This is a genomic window from Mameliella sp. MMSF_3455, assembly GCF_030733205.1.
Taxonomy (GTDB): domain Bacteria; phylum Pseudomonadota; class Alphaproteobacteria; order Rhodobacterales; family Rhodobacteraceae; genus Antarctobacter.
Genome location: NZ_JASHJL010000057.1, coordinates 12,639 through 29,904, shown reverse-complemented (window position 1 = coordinate 29,904; position 17,266 = coordinate 12,639). Strand labels below are relative to the sequence as shown.

The following is a 17,266-nucleotide window of genomic DNA, read 5'->3' as shown; positions in this document are numbered from 1 at the left end:
CGGGCCAGCTACCGGAGCACTCCAAGGGGGTCATTTTTGGACGCCTATAGGGGGTTAAGATTGCGTGCCGATTGACAACGGCCCTCGGACCTGAGATCGTACAGAAGCGACGCATACGTCCGCCACCCGAGGAATCTTGCGACGATTTCTGTCCGATACGCGGCCTTGGCATGCGGGATCGACATCATCGCTTGCTGTTTTAGCACCTTGAGGCGGTCGAGTGTCAGAAGGAAGCCTGTCATTCCAATTTCTTCGATGCTTCACGCCAGTGATGAGAAATCTCGGTCTCGACCAAGAGGCGGCTGACAGTCACTGCCCGGTGACCTTCTTCGCGATATCAAAGAATGCATGATCCCGTGACCTTGCTGTCACGGACATTCCAACCTCACGCCCGTTGCTCCAAAAGGACACTCCGGCCTTTTCAAGAGCACTTAGCATCAGCTCGATGCTCTCTTGACGAATGGGCGCGCCACGATCCTCGTTTCCCAATTCCTTCAGCGCCTCTTTTCGGATTTTCTCGGCTTTGCTTTCGATCCTCTTGACCGTGGCGGAAGACACTCCCGCGTTGCCCGCCAGGTCGTTCTGTGACCAATGCAACGCAGTTCTGCCCGCCTTCAGGAGGCCGATGGCCTCACGGCTCATCGAGATTTCGCCCTTTCTTGCCGCTCTTGCCATTGCTTCACCTCCAGAAGTCAGCCCCGAGAGCATCGGGAACGCATGTGGTGCTCGAGTGGAACTGGTCATTCCTTGACGCAGGGCACCGAATCGAGCTACTTTCAGTTTGCCGATATTCGCGCGAAAACTCAAGCTTCGCGTCTCGGGAGCCGGTGTCGTCGAGCTCACTCATACAGCTTGATGATACCGTCGCTCCCGGACCTCGGCGACCGGTTCGAAGCCACTGGTCCAGAGGTCAAAACAAATCCATCGACTTAGGAATTTGTAATGACCTCGTGCAAAGAGCCGGGCAGCGACATCGAACGAGCGCTCAGCCGAACCGAAGCGGCCGCGGCGTTGGGCATATCCGTGCGCTACTTCTTCGACATTCGGAAGAATTTCGAGACCGACTTCGCCGTCTGCGAATGGCGCGGCCGCCGCCCCGTCTTCTACCGCGCTCACATCGAAGGTCTCAGGGAGGCAATGACATGGACAACGAAGGCCTCGAAGCCACCGAGCCATGGGCGCCGAAGTGGAAGAACAACGACTACGAGTGCGACTTCTACGTCCGCGGAAGACGCATACGAAAGCGCCTTGGCATACGCGACGTGAACAAGTCCGAGCTTGCAATTCAGCTTGCCGAGATGGAGTTCGACAAGGCTTGGGAGAAGGTTCTGAACCCCGTGCCGACCTTCGCCGAGGCGGCAAACCTCTACATGAGGCACACGGGGAACCGCCGATACCTCAAGAGGATCATTCGCTATTTTGGTGTACAGACGCGGATCGACGAAATCGATCGTCCGAGGATCCTGCGCGCCGGATTGGACATCGCGGAGCTGAGGTTCAAGGAAACCGGGCGACGCTGGGCGCACACCACAATCGACTGCCAGGTGACGACCCCGATCGTCTCCGTGATCAACTTCATTACCGGCAATCGAAGAGAGCGTCGGAAGAAGAATGTCCGCAGCAGATATCTTTCACCCGCGCAGCTCGAGGCCCTGATCCAGGCCGCAATGGCGCCAGAAACGGCCCATGTCTATGACAAGGACCATCGCCTGCTGAAGATCATCGTTTTCATGGTCGCAACGGGCTGCGGACCTGGTGAAACCTTCGCCGTCAAGGTCGAGCACTTCAATTGGTCCACGAACGAGGTCTGGATTCCGGCCGTCGAGGATGGCGCCGGCAAGACGCTGTCGCGGGCCCGATGGGTCTACCTTCCGGAGCGGGCCATCGATCTGATCGGTGAGTTGCCGAAGAAAGGGCACTCGTTCCTGTCGTCGCGCGGCAAACCGTTCAAACTGAGGGACCATGGTGGCGGGCAGATCGCCAAGCAATTCCGCAAGCTCTGTGAGGCGGCCGGTCTACCCAAAGACGTGGTCTGCTACACGCTTCGACACACCTGGGCGACTTACCACTCGGCGCAGGTCGGCAATCATGACCTTCTCCTCGACCGCGGAGGTTGGGCGAAGTCCGACACCGCGCGCGACTACCGCAAGGCCTATCCGGCAGACTTGGCCGAGCAGCTCTACGCCTATGGGTGGGACTTTGGGCAAGATCCGGTCAACACGCAAAAGTTCACGCAGAAAACGTAAGGGAATAAAGATGTTACAGGAAATGTCCGCTCCCTTAGCAGGGGAGCGCCTTCGACCACTCGGCCACGTCTCCGCCGCCGTGTCTATGCGCGCGAAAGGATGGAAACAAGTCGAAATTGACAGTGAGACGACAAAACCCGCCGGTCTTCATTCCGGGCGGCAGATCTCTCCGCGTGTATGCCCAGAATCGTGCCCGCCATAATCCCAGTCACGATCACCAGCAGAGGCGCCTGAAGCCCTCTTACCGCCGTGCAGGCCTGAGCCGGAACGTTTCGCGTTACGCCAACGGAAAATCGAAAGGGCCGCAAAGGGAAAGCTCATCGTCCACCGGGACAGGGAAAAGGGCGGGCGCTCCGTCTGGGCAAGAGGAATTGTCGCTAGGACGCCGTTGGGCAGCGCGCGGCCCAAACCGTCCAGTCCACCGCCAAGGAGCCGGAGCCAGGACAAAAGTCCCAGGGGCACAACTGCCACCCGCATCACCACGACGCCCATCGCCCCCATGTCCCAGGCCACAACCCCGCGACCCCATCCAGACAGCGATCACCGCAAAGACCCGTCCAGCCTGCAAGGCCGTGGCCACATGCACCAGGAAATCGGCATGGCGGGAAAGACGTTCAGCTTGGCCGGGCGCGCCCATTCCTCTTGGATCGCCTCGGGGCGTCGCCCCGCCTTGAGAGCAGCGCAAGCGCGACTGGTGTCAGCCCTTACCCCTGCGCCAGTCGAAGTACTCAGTCGCCTAGGAGCAGCTCACCAAATGCAAAAAGCCCTCTGCCCAATGGGCAGAGGGCCTTGGCGGCCAGAAATGCCGACCGGAACAGGTCAGGTGTTGAAGAGGAAGTGCAGGACGTCGCCGTCCTTGACCTCGTAGGCCTTGCCCTCGGCGCGCATCTTGCCCGCGTCCTTGGCCCCGGATTCCCCGTTGCAGGTGACGTAGTCGTCAAAGGCGATGGTTTCGGCGCGAATGAACCCCTTTTCGAAATCGCCGTGGATCACGCCCGCCGCCTGAGGCGCCAGCGTGCCGCGCTTGATGGTCCAGGCACGGGCTTCCTTCGGGCCGACGGTGAAATAGGTCTGCAGCCCCAGCAGCTCGTAGCCCGCCTTGATCAGGCGATCGAGCCCCGCCTCCTCCAGCCCCAGCTCCTCCAGGAACTCGGCGGCTTCTTCGGCGTCCAGCTGGCTGATCTCTTCTTCGATCTTGGCGGAAATCACCACGTGGGAATTGCCCTGGGCGGCGGCCATCTCGCCCACCTTGGCCGACAGCGCGTTGCCCTCGGCCGCGTCGCCCTCGTCGACGTTGCAGACATAAAGCACCGGCTTGGAGGTCAGCAGCTGCAGCATCTTCCAGGCCTTGGCATCCTCGTCGTCCACCTCGACCACGCGGGCGGGCTTGCCCTCTTCCAGCGCGGCCAGCGCCAGTTTCATCAGGCGTTCCTGCTGGACCGCCTCCTTGTCGCCACCGCGGACCTTGCGCACGATGTTCTGAAGGCGTTTCTCGATGCTTTCCATGTCGGCGATGATCAGCTCGGTCTCGATGGTCTCGGCATCGGCCACCGGATCGACGCGCCCGTCGACGTGGGTGACGTCGTCATCCTCGAAACAGCGCAGAACATGGGCGATGGCATCCACCTCGCGGATGTTGGCCAGGAACTGGTTGCCCAGCCCTTCGCCCTTGGACGCACCTTTGACCAGGCCGGCGATGTCGACGAAGGTCATGCGCGTCGGGATGACCTGAGCCGACTTGGCGATCCCCGCCAGCTGCGGCAGCCGAGGGTCGGGCACCGCCACGTCGCCCACGTTGGGCTCGATGGTGCAAAAGGGGAAGTTCGCCGCCTGCGCCGCCGCCGTCTTGGTTAGCGCATTGAACAGCGTCGACTTGCCCACGTTGGGCAGCCCCACGATTCCCATCCGAAAGCCCATCAGGCACACTCCATCTTGAATGACGGGCCGCTTCTAGTCGGGCAGCCCCGGGCGTGCAAGCAGCGAGGCGTCCCGTGGCATGCAAAACCCCTCTTCCCGGGGGAAAGAGGGGTTCGTGTGCCTTGAGCTGACGAGGGGATCAGCCGAAGCGGTTCGGGCCCGGGGTCGGCTTCTGGATGAAGAAGTAGATCAGCACGAGAACACCGATCAGCGGGACAAAGATGATGAGATACCACCAGCCCGACTTGTCGATGTCATGCAGGCGGCGCACGCCGATGGCGATCCCCGGGATCAGGGTGGCCAGCGAAAAGACGGTGCCCAGGACGGCGATGCCAAGAAGACCGTCGATGATGCCCAGCACGATCCCAACCAGGAACAGACCGAGCACGGCCCACCAGTATTCGCCACGGTTCGAGCGGCCTTCGAACTTGATGTAATTGGTGAAGAAAAGCTTGATCGCTTCACCCATGCCGACCTGGCGGTCATAGCCGCCGGCACCCGCGTCCATAGTATGGGCCATAATCTGTGTCTCCTGAAAACTGTCCGTGGTCCCTGAGTGGCCCGGATGGTGTCCCCGATCCGGTAGGAGCAATTAACCACCGGACATGTGCGCTCTCAATGGTGGAATACCACCAGTCGCCCGAAAAGCGCGGCAGATCAGGCGGCTGCCGTCTGCCGCGCCAGAATGGCAGGGCTGTGCATCCAGAATCGCCACATCAGCAGTCCAGCCGCCGCCGCAAGCCCCACGACCAGGCCGAACCAGATGCCCTCGCCGCCCCAGTTCAGGGCAAAGCCGAAGATCCAGGCACAGGGCATCCCGATGCCCCAGTAGGCCACGCCGGCCATGATCATCGGAACGCGGGTGTCCTGCAACCCGCGCAACAGCCCGATGTGGATCACCTGGGTCGCGTCGACCACCTGGAACAGCGCGGCCATCAGCAACAGCCCCCGGCCGGTGGCGATAATGGCATCACGCTGGGGATCATCCGGGTCGACAAAGAGGCTCATCAGCGTTTCGGGCAGCGCGACAAAGACCGCCACGGTCAGCGCCGCCGCCACGGCGCCCAGAACCGCAACCACCCGCGCCCCGCGCAGCATGTGATCGAGGTCGCCCCGGCCCAGCGCGTTGCCCGCGCGCACCGTCGCCGCATTGGACAGGCCCAGTTGCACCATGAAGGCCGCCGTCGAGATCTGCAGCGCCACGCCATGCGCCGCCAGCGGGATCGTCCCCAGCCAGCCCATCAGCACGGCAGTGGCGGCAAACAGCGCAACCTCGGCCAGGGTCGTCAGGCCGATGGGCCACCCGAGGTGAAAGACCTGGGCGAACATCTCCCAGTCCGGGCGCCAGAAGCGTACCATCAGTTCATGTTCCGGCAGCTTGATCAGCGCATAGGCCGCCACCAGCACCAGCGAAATCACATGTACCGTGACAGAGGCGATGGCCGCCCCGGTAATTCCCAGTTCCGGCGCGCCCCAGTTGCCGAAGATCAGCGCGTAGTTGGCCAGCACATTGGCCCCCGCCGCGCCCAGCGTGATCCAGAGCACGACGCGCGTATGTTCCAGCCCGGCCAGGTAGTTCTTGAACACCATGACCCCAAGCGCCGGCAAAAGCCCTGTGGCCGCGATGCGCAGGTAGGTCTGCGCCAGCGCCGCCACATCGGGCGTCTGCCCCATGCCCCGCAGGATCGGCCCCGAGAACCAGAACAACGGCAGGGTCACGAAGAAATAGAGGATCGACAGCCACAGCGCCATGCGCGTCGCGCGCCGCACCAGCACCTCGTCCTCCTGCGCTGCGTAGCGGGCAACCATCGGCATGATCGCCCAGGCAAAGCCCGATCCGAACAGGAAGACCGTGAAGAAGAACGACCCCGCCAGGGTCAGCGCCGCCAGTTCCGGCACGCCGTACCAGCCGATCATGATCGTGTCGGTCAGGCCGATGGCGAATTGCGCCAGGTGCCCGCCGATCAAAGGCAGGCCCAGGCGCAGGACGGCGCGCCTGTGGTCGGTATAGGACATGGGCTCGGTCATGCTCTGCCCTTAGTGCCGCCCTTCGCCGGAGGCAAGGGCGCGGGGTGCTTTGCCAGCCGTCCTGTGCTAGTCTTTTAAAAGGCGCCTTGACGGAGCTTTCCAATGGCCGACCCCGTTGATCTTGACCGGCTTTTGCCGGACGCCCGCGCATTCCTTGCGGAACTTGCGGACAACAACGACCGTGACTGGTTTCGGGACAACAAGGCGCGTTATGACAGCCAGCTCAAGCGTCCTTCGGAAAAACTGCTGGCGCGGATTGCCACCTGGCTGAGAGAGACCCGGGGCACGCCGCCCCGGACCAAGCTGTTCCGCCCACACCGCGACGTGCGCTTTTCCGAGGACAAGACCCCCTATCACACCCATCTGCACATGATGTGGTCGCTGCCGGACGGGCGCGTCTGGATGCTGGGGATCTCGCTCGAATATGCCACGCTGGGCGCCGGGGTGATGCAGTTCGAGCCGGCCCAGCTTGACCGCTGGCGCGAGGCGGTGGCCTCGGATCGGGGGGCGGATCTGGTCGCACTGGTGGCAGAGGCCGGATGGCGGGTCGATCCCCCTTCGCTGGAGCAGGTGCCGGACCCCTACCCCGCCGATCACCCGCGCGAGGACATGCTGCGGTGCAAGGGCTACGTCGCCTGGCGCGACAACCTGGACGAGGCCCTGTCCACCGATCCCGCCGCCAGCATCAAAGAGGGGATCACCGAATTCACCCCCCTGATGGACTGGCTGGGCGAGATCGCCTGAGGTTCAGGTCCGGCGCGTGCCCGGGTGCAGCATCTTGCCCAGGATGTGATCCGACCGATGGATGACATGCCCTGCCCCGCCCACGATCAGCGGATCGGGCGCACGGACGATCCTGTGATCCTTGTCCGGGTAATCCAGTGTCGACAGGAAATGCCGCATGCAGTTCAGCCGCGCGCGTTTCTTGTCGTCCGACTTGATCACCGTCCAAGGCGCGTCGGCGGTGTCGGTGTAAAAGAACATCGCCTCCTTGGCCTCGGTGTAATCGTCCCACTTGCCCAGGCTGGCCTTGTCGATGGGCGACAGCTTCCACTGTTTCAGAGGGTCGGTCTCGCGGCTCTGGAACCGGGCCAGCTGCTCTTCCTTCGTGACCGAGAACCAGTACTTGTACATCCGGATTCCCGACCGGACCAGCATCCGTTCCAGCTCCGGGGTCTGGCGCATGAATTCCAGGTATTCGTTCGGCTCGCAGAATCCCATCACCCGCTCGACGCCCGCGCGGTTGTACCAGGACCGGTCATACAGGACGATCTCGCCCGAGGTGGGCAGGTGTTCGATGTAGCGCTGGAAATACCACTGGCCGCGCTCCTGCTCCGTCGGCTTGTTCAGCGCCACGACACGCGCGCTGCGCGGGTTCAGGTGTTCGGTGAACCGCTTGATCGTGCCCCCCTTGCCGGCGGCATCGCGGCCTTCGAACAGCAAAACGAATTTCTGCCCCGTTTCCTGGGCCCAGAGTTGCACTTTCAGCAGTTCCGCCTGCAGGCGCGCCTTGTCCCGTTCGTAGGCGCGGCGCGATACCTTCTTGTCGTAGGGATATTCCCCGGTCTCGAAGGCGCGACGGATCTCGTCCGGGGTCGGGTGATGGCGCTCTGCGCGGGCGGGCAGCGTTACGGCGACGGGTTCCGCGACGGCTGTTTCCGCTTCGGCGGCTGGCTCTGGCGCAGCAACGGAATCGACGGCATTGGCAATCGTCTGGTCTTCTGCGGGGGCGGTCTGGACTGGCGGCATGAGGTCTCCTTCAATTCATGGCCCCATGATCGCATGCACCCGGCACTCCCGCTTTGCGGCACGTCAAGAAACCGTCACGAAAGCTTCACCTTTTTCCATTTTCCGGGCGCCATTGATTTTCCCCCGCACATCCGGCAAGAGGCAAAAGCCTTGCAGGGAGTGAGCCATGACACGCATCGATTCCACCTTCGCCCGGTTGCAAGCCGAGGGACGGAAAGCCTTTGTCGCCTACATCATGGCGGGCGATCCCGACATCGAGACCTCGCTGTCGGTGATGAAAGGCCTGCCCAAGGCAGGTGTTGACGTGATCGAACTGGGCCTGCCCTTTACCGATCCGATGGCCGACGGCTCGACGATCCAGCTGGCCGGCCAGCGCGCGCTCGAAGGCGGGATGACGCTGGACAAGACCCTGCAGATGGTGCGCGACTTCCGGGCCGGGGACAATGACACCCCGATCGTGCTCATGGGCTATTACAACCCGATCTATTCCCGCGGGGTCGACACCTTCCTCGACCAGGCCAAGGAGGCCGGGATCGACGGGCTGATCATCGTCGACCTGCCGCCCGAAGAGGATGACGAACTGTGCATTCCCGCGCAGAAGGCGGGCCTGAACTTCATCCGCCTCGCGACGCCCACCACCGACGACAAGCGCCTGCCCAAGGTGCTGCAGAACACCAGCGGTTTCGTCTACTACGTCTCGATCACCGGGATCACCGGCGCGGCGGCGGCAGAGGCGGCGGATGTCGGCCCCGAGGTCGCGCGCATCAAGGCCAGGACGGATCTGCCGGTGATCGTCGGCTTCGGCATCCGCACCCCCGAGACCAGCCGGGCCATCGCCTCCGTCGCGGACGGCTGTGTCGTGGGCTCGGCCATCGTGGGTGAACTGGCCTCCGGCAAGCCGGTAGACGAGGTCCTGTCCTTCGTGTCGGGCCTCGCCGGCGGCGCTCACTCGGCCTGAGCCAGCAGCAGCCGGGCCATCACCGCGATCAGTTCCTCGCGGCGGACCGGCTTGGCCACATGGGCATCGACGCCCTGCCGCAGGTAGCTGGAAACCTGGTGCGTCATGGCATTTGCCGTCAGGGCGATGATGGGCACGCTGCGCAACTCGCGCGCCGCCTCGACCTCGCGGATCATGGCCGCCGCCTCCAGCCCGTTCATGACCGGCATGTTCACATCCATCAGGATCAGGTCATAGGCGTCGGCGAAATGCGCCTCGACCGCCCCTGCCCCGTCGTGGACCATGTCGATCCGCAAAGGGTAGCGCCGCAAGAGCAGGCGCAGCACGCGCTGGTTGGTCTCGCTGTCCTCGGCCACCAGGATGCGCCAGTCCCGCGCCATCAGCACCGCGTTCGCCGCTTCCGCCGAACTGTCGACAGAGCGCGGCCGGGGCCGCGCGTCGCACACATTGACCCGCGCGATAAAGCGCGCCCCGCCCCCCGGTGCAGGTTCATGCACCAGGTCGCCCCCCAGCAGCCGGCAGATCCGCCGTGAAATCGTCAGGCCCAGTCCCGTGCCGCCGAACTTGCGCGTGATCGAGGCGTCGGTCTGCGTAAAGGCCTCGAACAGGCGGTCACGCCGTTCTGGCGGCACGCCGGGGCCAGTATCGCATACCTCGATTTCCAGCACATCGCCCCTGCGCCGCAGGTCGACGTAGACACCGCCGGTGGCGGTGAACTTCAGCGCGTTTGACACCAGGTTGTTGATGACCTGCCGCAGGCGCGTCGGGTCGCAACTGATCCAGCCGCGTGCCCGCGCGTCCTGACGCACCCGAAAGTCCAGGCCCTTGGACTCGGCGCGAGGCTCATGGATCTGGCGGACCTCCTGACAAAGCGCATTGAGGTCGAAATCGCGCGTCTCCATCTCCATCTTGTGGGCTTCGATCTTGGACAGGTCCAGAAGATCGTTCAGCAGTTCCAGCAGCGACAGCCCGCAGGACTGGATGATTTCCGCCATCTCGCGCTGTTCGCCCTGCAGGTCCTCGCTTTCGACCAGGGCGGTGGCCATGCCCAGGACACCGTTCAGCGGGGTTCGGATCTCATGACTGATCATGGCCAAGAAACCGCTCTTTGCGGCGCTGGCGCTTTCCGCCGCGGTCTTGGCCTGTTCCAGTTCCCGGGTCCGTTCCCGCACCGCCTCTTCCAGGGCGGCGGCCTGTGCCTGCAGGGCGGCGTTGGCCTCGAACAGGGCGCGGCTCTTGCCTTCCAGCAGGCGCTCTGCCTCCTTGCGCGCGGCGCGTTCCCGATCATAGCGGCGGCGCAGGACCCTGCCGTCATCCGGCGCGCTGACTGCAGCAGATCCCATGCCTCATGTCTCCAGCCGCACGTCAAAGACCGCCTCGCGCGGCGAGACGCGGTTCAGCCCGATCTGCGCGCCCTGCCCGAAATGATCCACGCAGGCCTCGATCAGGCCGTGGCAAAAGGCGACGAGAGGACGTTCGGACCGGTAGGTCATCCGCAGGTGATCCGGCCCGACCCAGGTCGTGTCGAAACGCGGCAGTTCCGCGTCCGAATACAGCTTGCGCACCTCGACGTGCACCTCGCTCTCGATCGCGGCAAGCATATCCAGCACGGTCGTCTTGTCCGCGAAGAACTGCGGATAGGTCTGCACGAAACGGCCATGCATCCAGGCCCCGAACTTGCGCTGCAGGTCGTCGGTGGGGATGCCGGTCAGGTCGCTGACAGCGCCGACGATGCGCATCAGCTCCCCGCAGGGGTAATTCCCGACCGATGTATAGGCCGCGCCGGACTCGAGGTCGAGCTGGTCCAGGATGTCATCCACCGCCTCCTCGCCGATGGCCTGTTCCGCCATCTCCAGCAGTTCCGTGAACACGATGCCCTTCATCGGCCTCTCTCCTTGACCTGTTTGATCTTGCGTAGCGCAGGTCGATGAAGAGGGCCTTAAGAGTCGCATTGCATGAATGTCCCGGCATTGGTAATCGCTTCTTACCAATTCCCACGAAAGCGCCATGCCATGCCCGTCATTACCGAAATCGAGGACCTCAAGCGCATCTATCGGCGACGCGTCCCGAAAATGTTCTACGATTACTGCGAGTCCGGCAGCTGGACCGAGCAGACCTTTCGCGAGAATTCTTCGGATTTCGACGACATCTACCTGCGGCAGCGGGTGGCCGTGGACATGTCGGGCCGGTCGACAAAGACGCAGATGATCGGCCAGGACGTCTCGATGCCAGTGGCCCTGGCCCCGGTGGGCTTGACGGGGATGCAGCACGCCGACGGCGAGATCCTCGCCGCCAAGGCGGCCGAGAAATTCGGCGTGCCCTTCTGCCTGTCCACCATGTCGATCTGCTCGATCGAGGACGTGGCCTCGAACACCTCGGCGCCCTTCTGGATGCAGGTCTACACGCTGCGCGACGACGAGTTCATGCAGAACCTCTTTGACCGCGCGAAAGAGGCGAAATGCTCTGCCGCCGTGATCACGGTGGACCTTCAACTGCTGGGGCAACGCCACAAGGACCTGAAGAACGGCCTGTCGGCCCCACCCAAGCTGACGCCGAAATCCGTGGCCAACATGATGACCAAGGTCGGTTGGGGCCTGAACATGCTGCAGACAAAGCGGCGGTTCTTCGGCAATATCGTGGGCCACGCCAAAGGCGTGACCGACCCTTCGTCGCTGGTCAACTGGACCGCGGAAAGCTTTGACCAGTCGCTGAACTGGGACCGCATCCGCGAGTTCCGCAAGATGTGGGACGGCCCGCTGATCATCAAGGGCATCATCGACCCGCGCGACGCACTCGAGGCCTGCAATGTCGGTGCGGATGCCATTGTCGTCTCCAACCACGGCGGACGGCAGCTGGACGGGGCCTTGTCCTCGATCCGCGCGCTGGAGCCGATCGTCGATGCCGTGGGCGACAAGATCGAGGTCCACATGGACAGCGGTGTGCGCTCTGGCCAGGACGTGCTCAAGGCGCGCGCACTGGGAGCCAAGGGCGCCTGGATCGGCCGCGCCTTCGTCTACGGACTGGGCGCGATGGGCGAGGCCGGCGTGACCCGCGCGCTGGAGGTCATCCACAAGGAACTGGACCATTCGATGGCCCTCTGTGGTCACACCGACATCGAAACGGTGAACCGTGACATCCTGATGGTGCCCCGGGGCTTCTCCGGCGACTGGGAATGACGGGTTAACCCACTGTTAATGAATGAAAATGTTTCGCGCGCGAAACACGACCCCGGCGGATCACTCTGCCGGGGTCATTTCGGTTGACGTCGCCCGCCGGACCAGCGGGACCAGCACCAGCGGGATCACCAGCATCAAGGCCCCGACCACCGCGAAGGAAGCGCCAAGGCCAAAGCCCTCGGCCAGACCGCCCATCAGCGGCGGGCCGACAAAGAAGCCCGCATAGCCCAGCACCGCCACCCGGCTGATCGCCAGCGCCTTGAACTCGTTCGAGACCAGCCGCCCGCACCATGAAAAGGCCATCGGCGCCACCACCGAGACACCCAGCCCCAGCACCGCGAAACCGGCGTAGGCCACGGCCAGCCCCGGCGCAAAGGCCGCCGTCACCGCGCCCAGGCAGGTCAGCATGGCCGCAAGCCGGATCACGACTGCCTCGCTCACACGCTGCGCGACCAACTGGCCAGAGAAACGCCCCACGGCCATGGTCACGCCCAGGATCGCCGGCCCCAGGGCGCCCTGCGCGGCCCCGGCGCCCAGCGTGCGTTCCAGGTGCAGCGCCGACCAGCCCTCGGTCCCCTGTTCGGCCAGGAACCCCAGCAGGACGATGGCCCCCAGCGGCGCCAACACCCACCAGGACAGCGGCGCGGCGGGCGGCGCGCCCTCTTCGGGTGGCGCCTCGCGCACGGGGGCCAGCGCCATCTGCAGGCACAGCGCCACAACCGGCAGGGCCAGCGCCGCGAAAACCGCGAAGGGCGACCAGCCCGCCTCACGCGCCAGCCCCGTCATCAGCGCCGACACCGCGTAAGAGGCGGAATAGATCCCGTGGTTGAGATTCATCAGCGACCGCCGGCTCTGCCCCTCCAGCATCGATAGGCGGGCGTTCATCGACACGTCCAGCGTGCCGGAGGCCATCGCCGCCGCCATCATCGCCAGCGCAAAGCTGACACCGCCCCCGGCCAGCCCCGGCAACAGGAAGGCCAGCGCCATCAGCAGGCCGGAAACCGGCAGATCGCCGCTGCCCAGCCGCCGCTGCGCCAGCGGCGCCAACCACATGGCCAGCACCGCGCCAGCGGCAGAGACCAGCATCGCAAGGCCGAACCCGCCATCGGACAGGCCCACCTGCGGCTTGAGATCGGGCACCAGGGCCGCGAAGGCGCCCCAGTAAAGCCCCACGGCCACGAAACCCGCCGCTGGCCCCCGGCTGATGACAAGATCGCGCAACATGGGGATCGCCTGCCACGGGCCGCCGCCCTCGTCCAGCACGAAAGCGACCGGGCCCGGGGACGAATCCGCTTGCCAATCGGGCCGATCCGGTTTACCGGCACGGCTTCACGCGGGGTGACAGCCTTGGAGGCACCCTGCCCTTTTAGATGGAGATACAATATGGCTGGTGAGATTCCTGATCTCAACGCCCAGGAACGGACGGGGACGGGCAAGGGCGCCGCTCGTCAAGCACGCCGCGACGGCATGGTTCCGGGCATCGTTTTTGGTGGCGACAAAGAACCGCTGCCGATCAATCTGCCCTTCAACGATCTGCTCAAGCGCCTGAAAGCCGGTCGCTTCAAGGCGACGCTCTTCAACCTCAAGGTCGATGGCCACGAGGACGTGCGCGTGATCTGCCGCGACGTGCAGCGTGACGTGGTCAAGGACCTGCCGACCCACGTCGATTTCCTGCGCCTGCGCCGCACCACCAAGATCAACCTCTACATCCCGGTTGAATTCGTGGGCGAAGACGTGGCCCCCGGCATCAAGAAGGGCGGCGTTCTCACCGTTGTTCGCCCGGAAGTCGAACTGATCGTGACCGCGGGCGACATCCCCGAGAAGATCACCGTCGACCTGTCGACCCTGAAAATCGGCGACATCGTCCACATCTCGGACGTGACCCTGCCGGAAGGCACCAAGCCGACGATCGACCGCGACTTCGTGATCGCCAACATCTCGGCACCGTCCGGCCTGGCCGCACAGGAAGCCGAGGAAGAGGCTGAAGCCGCCGCAGAGGCTGCTGCAGAGAGCGCGGCCTCCGAAGACGCCTGACAGGCCCTTCGCTGAGACGATTTCGAACCCCCGCCCCTTCGGCGGGGGTTTTGCTTTGCCGGATCGCGTCTCAGCCAGATTTGCGCGCCATGTGACAGGCAAAGAGGATCGCGCCGTAAAAGCTCCCGGAAGCGACCCGTGCGGCGATTTCGTCGCGAAACCCCTGCGCCAATGCCTCCGTACAGTCCCCCGCCGCGGTGGCGGCCGTGACACCGCGCGCCAACAGCGACTGGATATAGGCGGGCCGCTCGGTCTGGACGAAACCGTAGGCCCGGCTTTCGGGCGCCTCGAAGCCTGCCTCGCGCATCATCCTTGGCAGGTGCCGCATGATATAGGGGGCATGGATCAGGTTCCGCTGCGTCGAGACCATCGCCGCCTGCAGCGGATCACCGTCGAAAAGCGCGACCGTATTGGTCGCGTAATCGCCGTCGAAGACCGCCAGCACGCCACCGGGCCGCAACAGACGCCAGGCCTCGGCCAGGGCGGCCGCCGGATCGGCAAGGTGGGAATAGACCGTGTGGGCCACGACAACGTCGGCCGCCTCTTCCGGCTGCCCGGTCCGCACCGCGTCCCCCATGGCAAAGCGCACCCCGTCACGCGCCGCGAACCTCGTACGGGCGCGGGCCAACAGCCCCTCGGCCGGGTCGATCCCGACCAGCCGCCCGGGCCGCAGATGGCGCAGGATCATCTCGGTGCTGGACCCGCCGCCGCAGCCGATTTCGACCACCTCGGCCCCCGGCCCCGGCAGTCGCCCCAGGTAATCGGCGCAGATCTCCTGCATGGCCGGATCGGCGATCCGGTCTTCCATCGAGGCCGCGATGGCCTCGAGGACGCTGTCGGGCTGATCGGCAATTTGCAAGTAGAGATCGGGCATCGGGTGTCCTTTCCTTGCCCCATCCTACCTCAAACCCGCATTTTCTCCGACGGTCTTCAGGCCGTCAGCACCTGCACCGCCTCGAAGATTTCCAGCTCGGGCGCCTCCAGGTACATGTGCGCCGAGCTCTTGGCCCCGCCATGGGCGGCGCGAAACGCCTCGGACCGGGTCCAGTTCGTGAAGCTCGCCTCGTCCTCCCACAGCGTGTGCGAGGCATAAAGGATGTGGTCGTCCCGCTCCGGCCCCTTCATCAGGGCAAAGCTGCGAAACCCGGGCACGCTTTTCAGGTGGCTGTCGCGGTTTTTCCAGAGGGTTTCAAAGGCCTCGACCTCGGATTTGATCACCTTGAACCGGTTCATGGTTAGGTACATTCCGCTCTGCCGTTGTGATCCATGCCGCCTCTGGCCTACATAGGGCGCAGGCGATCTCGGAGGGCACAGTGCAGATATTCGTTGGTCTCGGCAATCCCGGCACGAAATACGCCGGCAACCGGCACAACATCGGCTTCATGGCGCTGGACCGGATCGCCGAGGATCACGGCTTTGGCCCCTGGAAGGCCAAGTTCCAGGGACAGTTGGCCGAAGGGCGGCTGGGCAGCGAAAAGGTGCTGCTGCTGAAGCCCGAGACCTTCATGAACCTCTCGGGCCAGTCGGTGGGCGATGCGATGCGCTTTTACAAGCTGGAACCGGGTGACGTGACCGTGTTCCACGACGAGCTGGACCTGGCCCCGGGCAAGTGCAAGGTCAAGACGGGCGGCGGCCACGCGGGCCACAACGGGCTGCGGTCGATCCATGCCCATATCGGCGAGGCCTACCGCCGCGTGCGTCTGGGCATCGGCCATCCGGGCCGCAAGGAGCTGGTCGCGGCCTATGTGCTGCATGATTTCCACAAGGCCGACCAGGACTGGCTGGACGATCTATTGCGCGGGGTGTCGGACGGTGCACCGCAGCTTGCCGCGGGCGATGCGGGCAAGTTCTCGAACGCCGTCGCACTGCGCACGGCCCCGCCCCGGTCCTCGAAGACACCGGAGACGCCCAAACCCGCGCCGGCTGCGAAACCCGCCCCGCCCGAGGACACGGGCGGCGAGGAAGAGAGCCGCAACCCCTTGCAACGGCTGGTGGACAAGTTCCGATGAAAAGCACGCGCTTCGCGGCCATCGCTCTTGTTGCGCTGGTAGGTGTGGGTGCCGTCGGCGTTGGCTATCGCGATGAACTGGCGCGCCTGCGGGCCACGATGACGCTGTTTGACGAGGGCGAAATCGTGGCCAACTTCAGCCATATGGACCGGCTGTTCGAGACGGTCCCGATCCCCGCCACCACCAGCGCCGTCCCACTGCCCGAAGGCCCCGCAATGGAGATGCCGGCGGATTGGCAGGCCTGGCTGGACCGGCGGGCCGTCACGGGGGCGATTGTCCTGCGCGGCGGAGAGATCGTGCACGAGAGCTATCACCTGGGCACCGGGGCCAAGGATCTGCGCATCTCGTGGTCTGTGGCCAAATCCTATTTGTCCGCGCTTTTCGGGATCTTGCTGAAACAGGGTCATGTGGACAGCCTGGACGACCCGGTGGTGAAATACGCGCCGCAACTGGCGGGCAGCGCCTATGACGGCGCCACCATCCGCAACGTTTTGCAAATGTCCACGGGCGTGGTCTTTGATGAGGACTACCTGGATTTCTGGAGCGACATCAAAAAGATGGGGCGCATCCTTGCGCTTGGCGGCTCGATGGACGGATTTGCCGCCGGCCTGGACGAAACGGATCAGGCTCCGGGCGAACGCTGGCGCTATGTCTCGATCGACACGCATGTCCTGTCGATGGTTGCCCGCGGGGCCACCGGGCGATCCCTGCCGGACCTGCTTGCGGACAACCTGCTGGATCCGATGGGCGTGTACGGGGATCCCTACTACCTGTCAGACGGTTACGGTGTCGCCTTCGCGCTTGGGGGCCTGAACCTGACACTGCGCGACTATGCCCGACTGGGAGAGATGTATCGCGCTGGCGGCCGCTTGCAGGGCAAGCAGATCGTTCCGGAAGCCTGGGTGAACGAGAGCACCAGGCCCTCGGCGCGTACGGACGAGGGACAGCTGCAATACGGCTATCAATGGTGGATGCCGGCGGACGCCCGCGAGGGCGAGTTCATGGCGCGTGGAATCTATGGCCAATACGTCTACATCGCCCGGCAGAGCGGCACCGTAGTGGCGATCACGGGCGCGGATCGCGGCTTTCGCGAGGCCGGGGCCTTTGACGATGCCCTGCAGATGTTCCGCCGCCTCGCCGACCAATAAG

General features: G+C 64.4%; 17 protein-coding genes. 7 read left to right on the top strand and 10 right to left on the bottom strand.

Translation table 11 applies throughout. The features are described 5' to 3' along the window. Nucleotides 1-309 precede the first annotated feature (309 nt). Complete coding sequence (locus RBB42_RS25395) at nucleotides 310-744, bottom strand: helix-turn-helix domain-containing protein (protein ID WP_305972158.1); 435 nt, start codon at nucleotides 742-744, stop codon at nucleotides 310-312. 398 nt (nucleotides 745-1,142) lie between these two features. Here RBB42_RS25395 and RBB42_RS25390 point away from each other — a divergent pair, with 398 nt between their 5' ends. Further along, nucleotides 1,143-2,246 carry a tyrosine-type recombinase/integrase gene (locus RBB42_RS25390; RefSeq protein WP_305972157.1) on the top strand — a complete coding sequence of 368 codons (1,104 nt, stop codon included), beginning with the start codon at nucleotides 1,143-1,145 and terminating at the stop codon, nucleotides 2,244-2,246. Nucleotides 2,247-3,065: 819 nt separating this feature from the next. On the opposite strand, the gene ychF is transcribed toward RBB42_RS25390, so the two are convergent. From ychF to RBB42_RS25375, 3 genes are all read right to left on the bottom strand, one after another. Continuing rightward, complete coding sequence (gene ychF / locus RBB42_RS25385; RefSeq protein WP_305972156.1) at nucleotides 3,066-4,163, bottom strand: redox-regulated ATPase YchF; 1,098 nt, start codon at nucleotides 4,161-4,163, stop codon at nucleotides 3,066-3,068. Nucleotides 4,164-4,302: 139 nt separating this feature from the next. Continuing rightward, the gene (locus RBB42_RS25380) at nucleotides 4,303-4,683 is read right to left on the bottom strand and encodes a DUF805 domain-containing protein (RefSeq protein ID WP_305972155.1); all 381 of its coding nucleotides are present in this window, start codon (nucleotides 4,681-4,683) and stop codon (nucleotides 4,303-4,305) included. Nucleotides 4,684-4,820: 137 nt separating this feature from the next. Further along, nucleotides 4,821-6,191: an MATE family efflux transporter gene (locus RBB42_RS25375; protein WP_305972154.1), complete on the bottom strand. Its 1,371-nt coding sequence runs from the start codon at nucleotides 6,189-6,191 to the stop codon at nucleotides 4,821-4,823. A 102-nt stretch (nucleotides 6,192-6,293) separates the two neighbouring features. On the opposite strand from RBB42_RS25375, the gene RBB42_RS25370 reads away from it, so the two are divergent. Next, nucleotides 6,294-6,935 (top strand): TIGR02453 family protein, encoded by a 642-nt coding sequence (locus tag RBB42_RS25370; RefSeq protein ID WP_305972153.1) that lies wholly within the window; start codon nucleotides 6,294-6,296, stop codon nucleotides 6,933-6,935. Nucleotides 6,936-6,938: 3 nt separating this feature from the next. Here the strand turns inward: RBB42_RS25370 and ppk2 are convergent, their stop codons facing one another. Continuing rightward, nucleotides 6,939-7,940, bottom strand: a complete 1,002-nt coding sequence (gene ppk2, locus RBB42_RS25365; protein ID WP_305972152.1) for a polyphosphate kinase 2 — start codon at nucleotides 7,938-7,940, stop codon at nucleotides 6,939-6,941. 166 nt (nucleotides 7,941-8,106) lie between these two features. Here ppk2 and trpA point away from each other — a divergent pair, with 166 nt between their 5' ends. Beyond that, entirely contained in the window at nucleotides 8,107-8,898 is a 792-nt protein-coding gene (gene trpA / locus RBB42_RS25360) for a tryptophan synthase subunit alpha (RefSeq protein WP_305972151.1), read from the top strand. Here the strand turns inward: trpA and RBB42_RS25355 are convergent. Both RBB42_RS25355 and RBB42_RS25350 read right to left on the bottom strand, forming a co-directional pair. After that, nucleotides 8,886-10,241: an ATP-binding protein gene (locus tag RBB42_RS25355; RefSeq protein ID WP_305972150.1), complete on the bottom strand. Its 1,356-nt coding sequence runs from the start codon at nucleotides 10,239-10,241 to the stop codon at nucleotides 8,886-8,888. The two genes, trpA and RBB42_RS25355, sit on opposite strands and share 13 nt — an antisense overlap. A gap of 3 nt (nucleotides 10,242-10,244) precedes the next feature. Beyond that, nucleotides 10,245-10,781 carry a heme NO-binding domain-containing protein gene (locus tag RBB42_RS25350; RefSeq protein WP_305972149.1) on the bottom strand — a complete coding sequence of 179 codons (537 nt, stop codon included), beginning with the start codon at nucleotides 10,779-10,781 and terminating at the stop codon, nucleotides 10,245-10,247. Nucleotides 10,782-10,910: 129 nt separating this feature from the next. Here RBB42_RS25350 and RBB42_RS25345 point away from each other — a divergent pair, with 129 nt between their 5' ends. After that, nucleotides 10,911-12,074: an alpha-hydroxy acid oxidase gene (locus tag RBB42_RS25345; protein ID WP_305972148.1), complete on the top strand. Its 1,164-nt coding sequence runs from the start codon at nucleotides 10,911-10,913 to the stop codon at nucleotides 12,072-12,074. Nucleotides 12,075-12,134: 60 nt separating this feature from the next. On the opposite strand, the gene RBB42_RS25340 is transcribed toward RBB42_RS25345, so the two are convergent. After that, nucleotides 12,135-13,298, bottom strand: a complete 1,164-nt coding sequence (locus RBB42_RS25340; protein ID WP_305972147.1) for an MFS transporter — start codon at nucleotides 13,296-13,298, stop codon at nucleotides 12,135-12,137. Between the two features lie 159 nt (nucleotides 13,299-13,457). On the opposite strand from RBB42_RS25340, the gene RBB42_RS25335 reads away from it, so the two are divergent. Continuing rightward, the gene (locus tag RBB42_RS25335) at nucleotides 13,458-14,108 is read left to right on the top strand and encodes a 50S ribosomal protein L25/general stress protein Ctc (protein WP_305972146.1); all 651 of its coding nucleotides are present in this window, start codon (nucleotides 13,458-13,460) and stop codon (nucleotides 14,106-14,108) included. Nucleotides 14,109-14,178: 70 nt separating this feature from the next. Here the strand turns inward: RBB42_RS25335 and RBB42_RS25330 are convergent, their stop codons facing one another. Both RBB42_RS25330 and hmuQ read right to left on the bottom strand, forming a co-directional pair. After that, entirely contained in the window at nucleotides 14,179-14,982 is an 804-nt protein-coding gene (locus tag RBB42_RS25330; protein ID WP_305972145.1) for a methyltransferase domain-containing protein, read from the bottom strand. A gap of 56 nt (nucleotides 14,983-15,038) precedes the next feature. Further along, the gene (gene hmuQ, locus RBB42_RS25325) at nucleotides 15,039-15,353 is read right to left on the bottom strand and encodes a heme-degrading protein HmuQ (RefSeq protein ID WP_305972144.1); all 315 of its coding nucleotides are present in this window, start codon (nucleotides 15,351-15,353) and stop codon (nucleotides 15,039-15,041) included. A 68-nt stretch (nucleotides 15,354-15,421) separates the two neighbouring features. On the opposite strand from hmuQ, the gene pth reads away from it, so the two are divergent. Together pth and RBB42_RS25315 are read left to right on the top strand one after the other, a co-directional pair. After that, nucleotides 15,422-16,117, top strand: a complete 696-nt coding sequence (gene pth, locus RBB42_RS25320) for an aminoacyl-tRNA hydrolase (protein ID WP_305972143.1) — start codon at nucleotides 15,422-15,424, stop codon at nucleotides 16,115-16,117. Continuing rightward, on the top strand, nucleotides 16,114-17,265 hold the full coding sequence (locus tag RBB42_RS25315) for a serine hydrolase domain-containing protein (RefSeq protein ID WP_305972142.1): 1,152 nt from the start codon (nucleotides 16,114-16,116) through the stop codon (nucleotides 17,263-17,265). The genes pth and RBB42_RS25315 overlap by 4 nt, the downstream gene beginning before the upstream one ends. The last annotated feature ends 1 nt before the right edge of the window (nucleotide 17,266 follow it).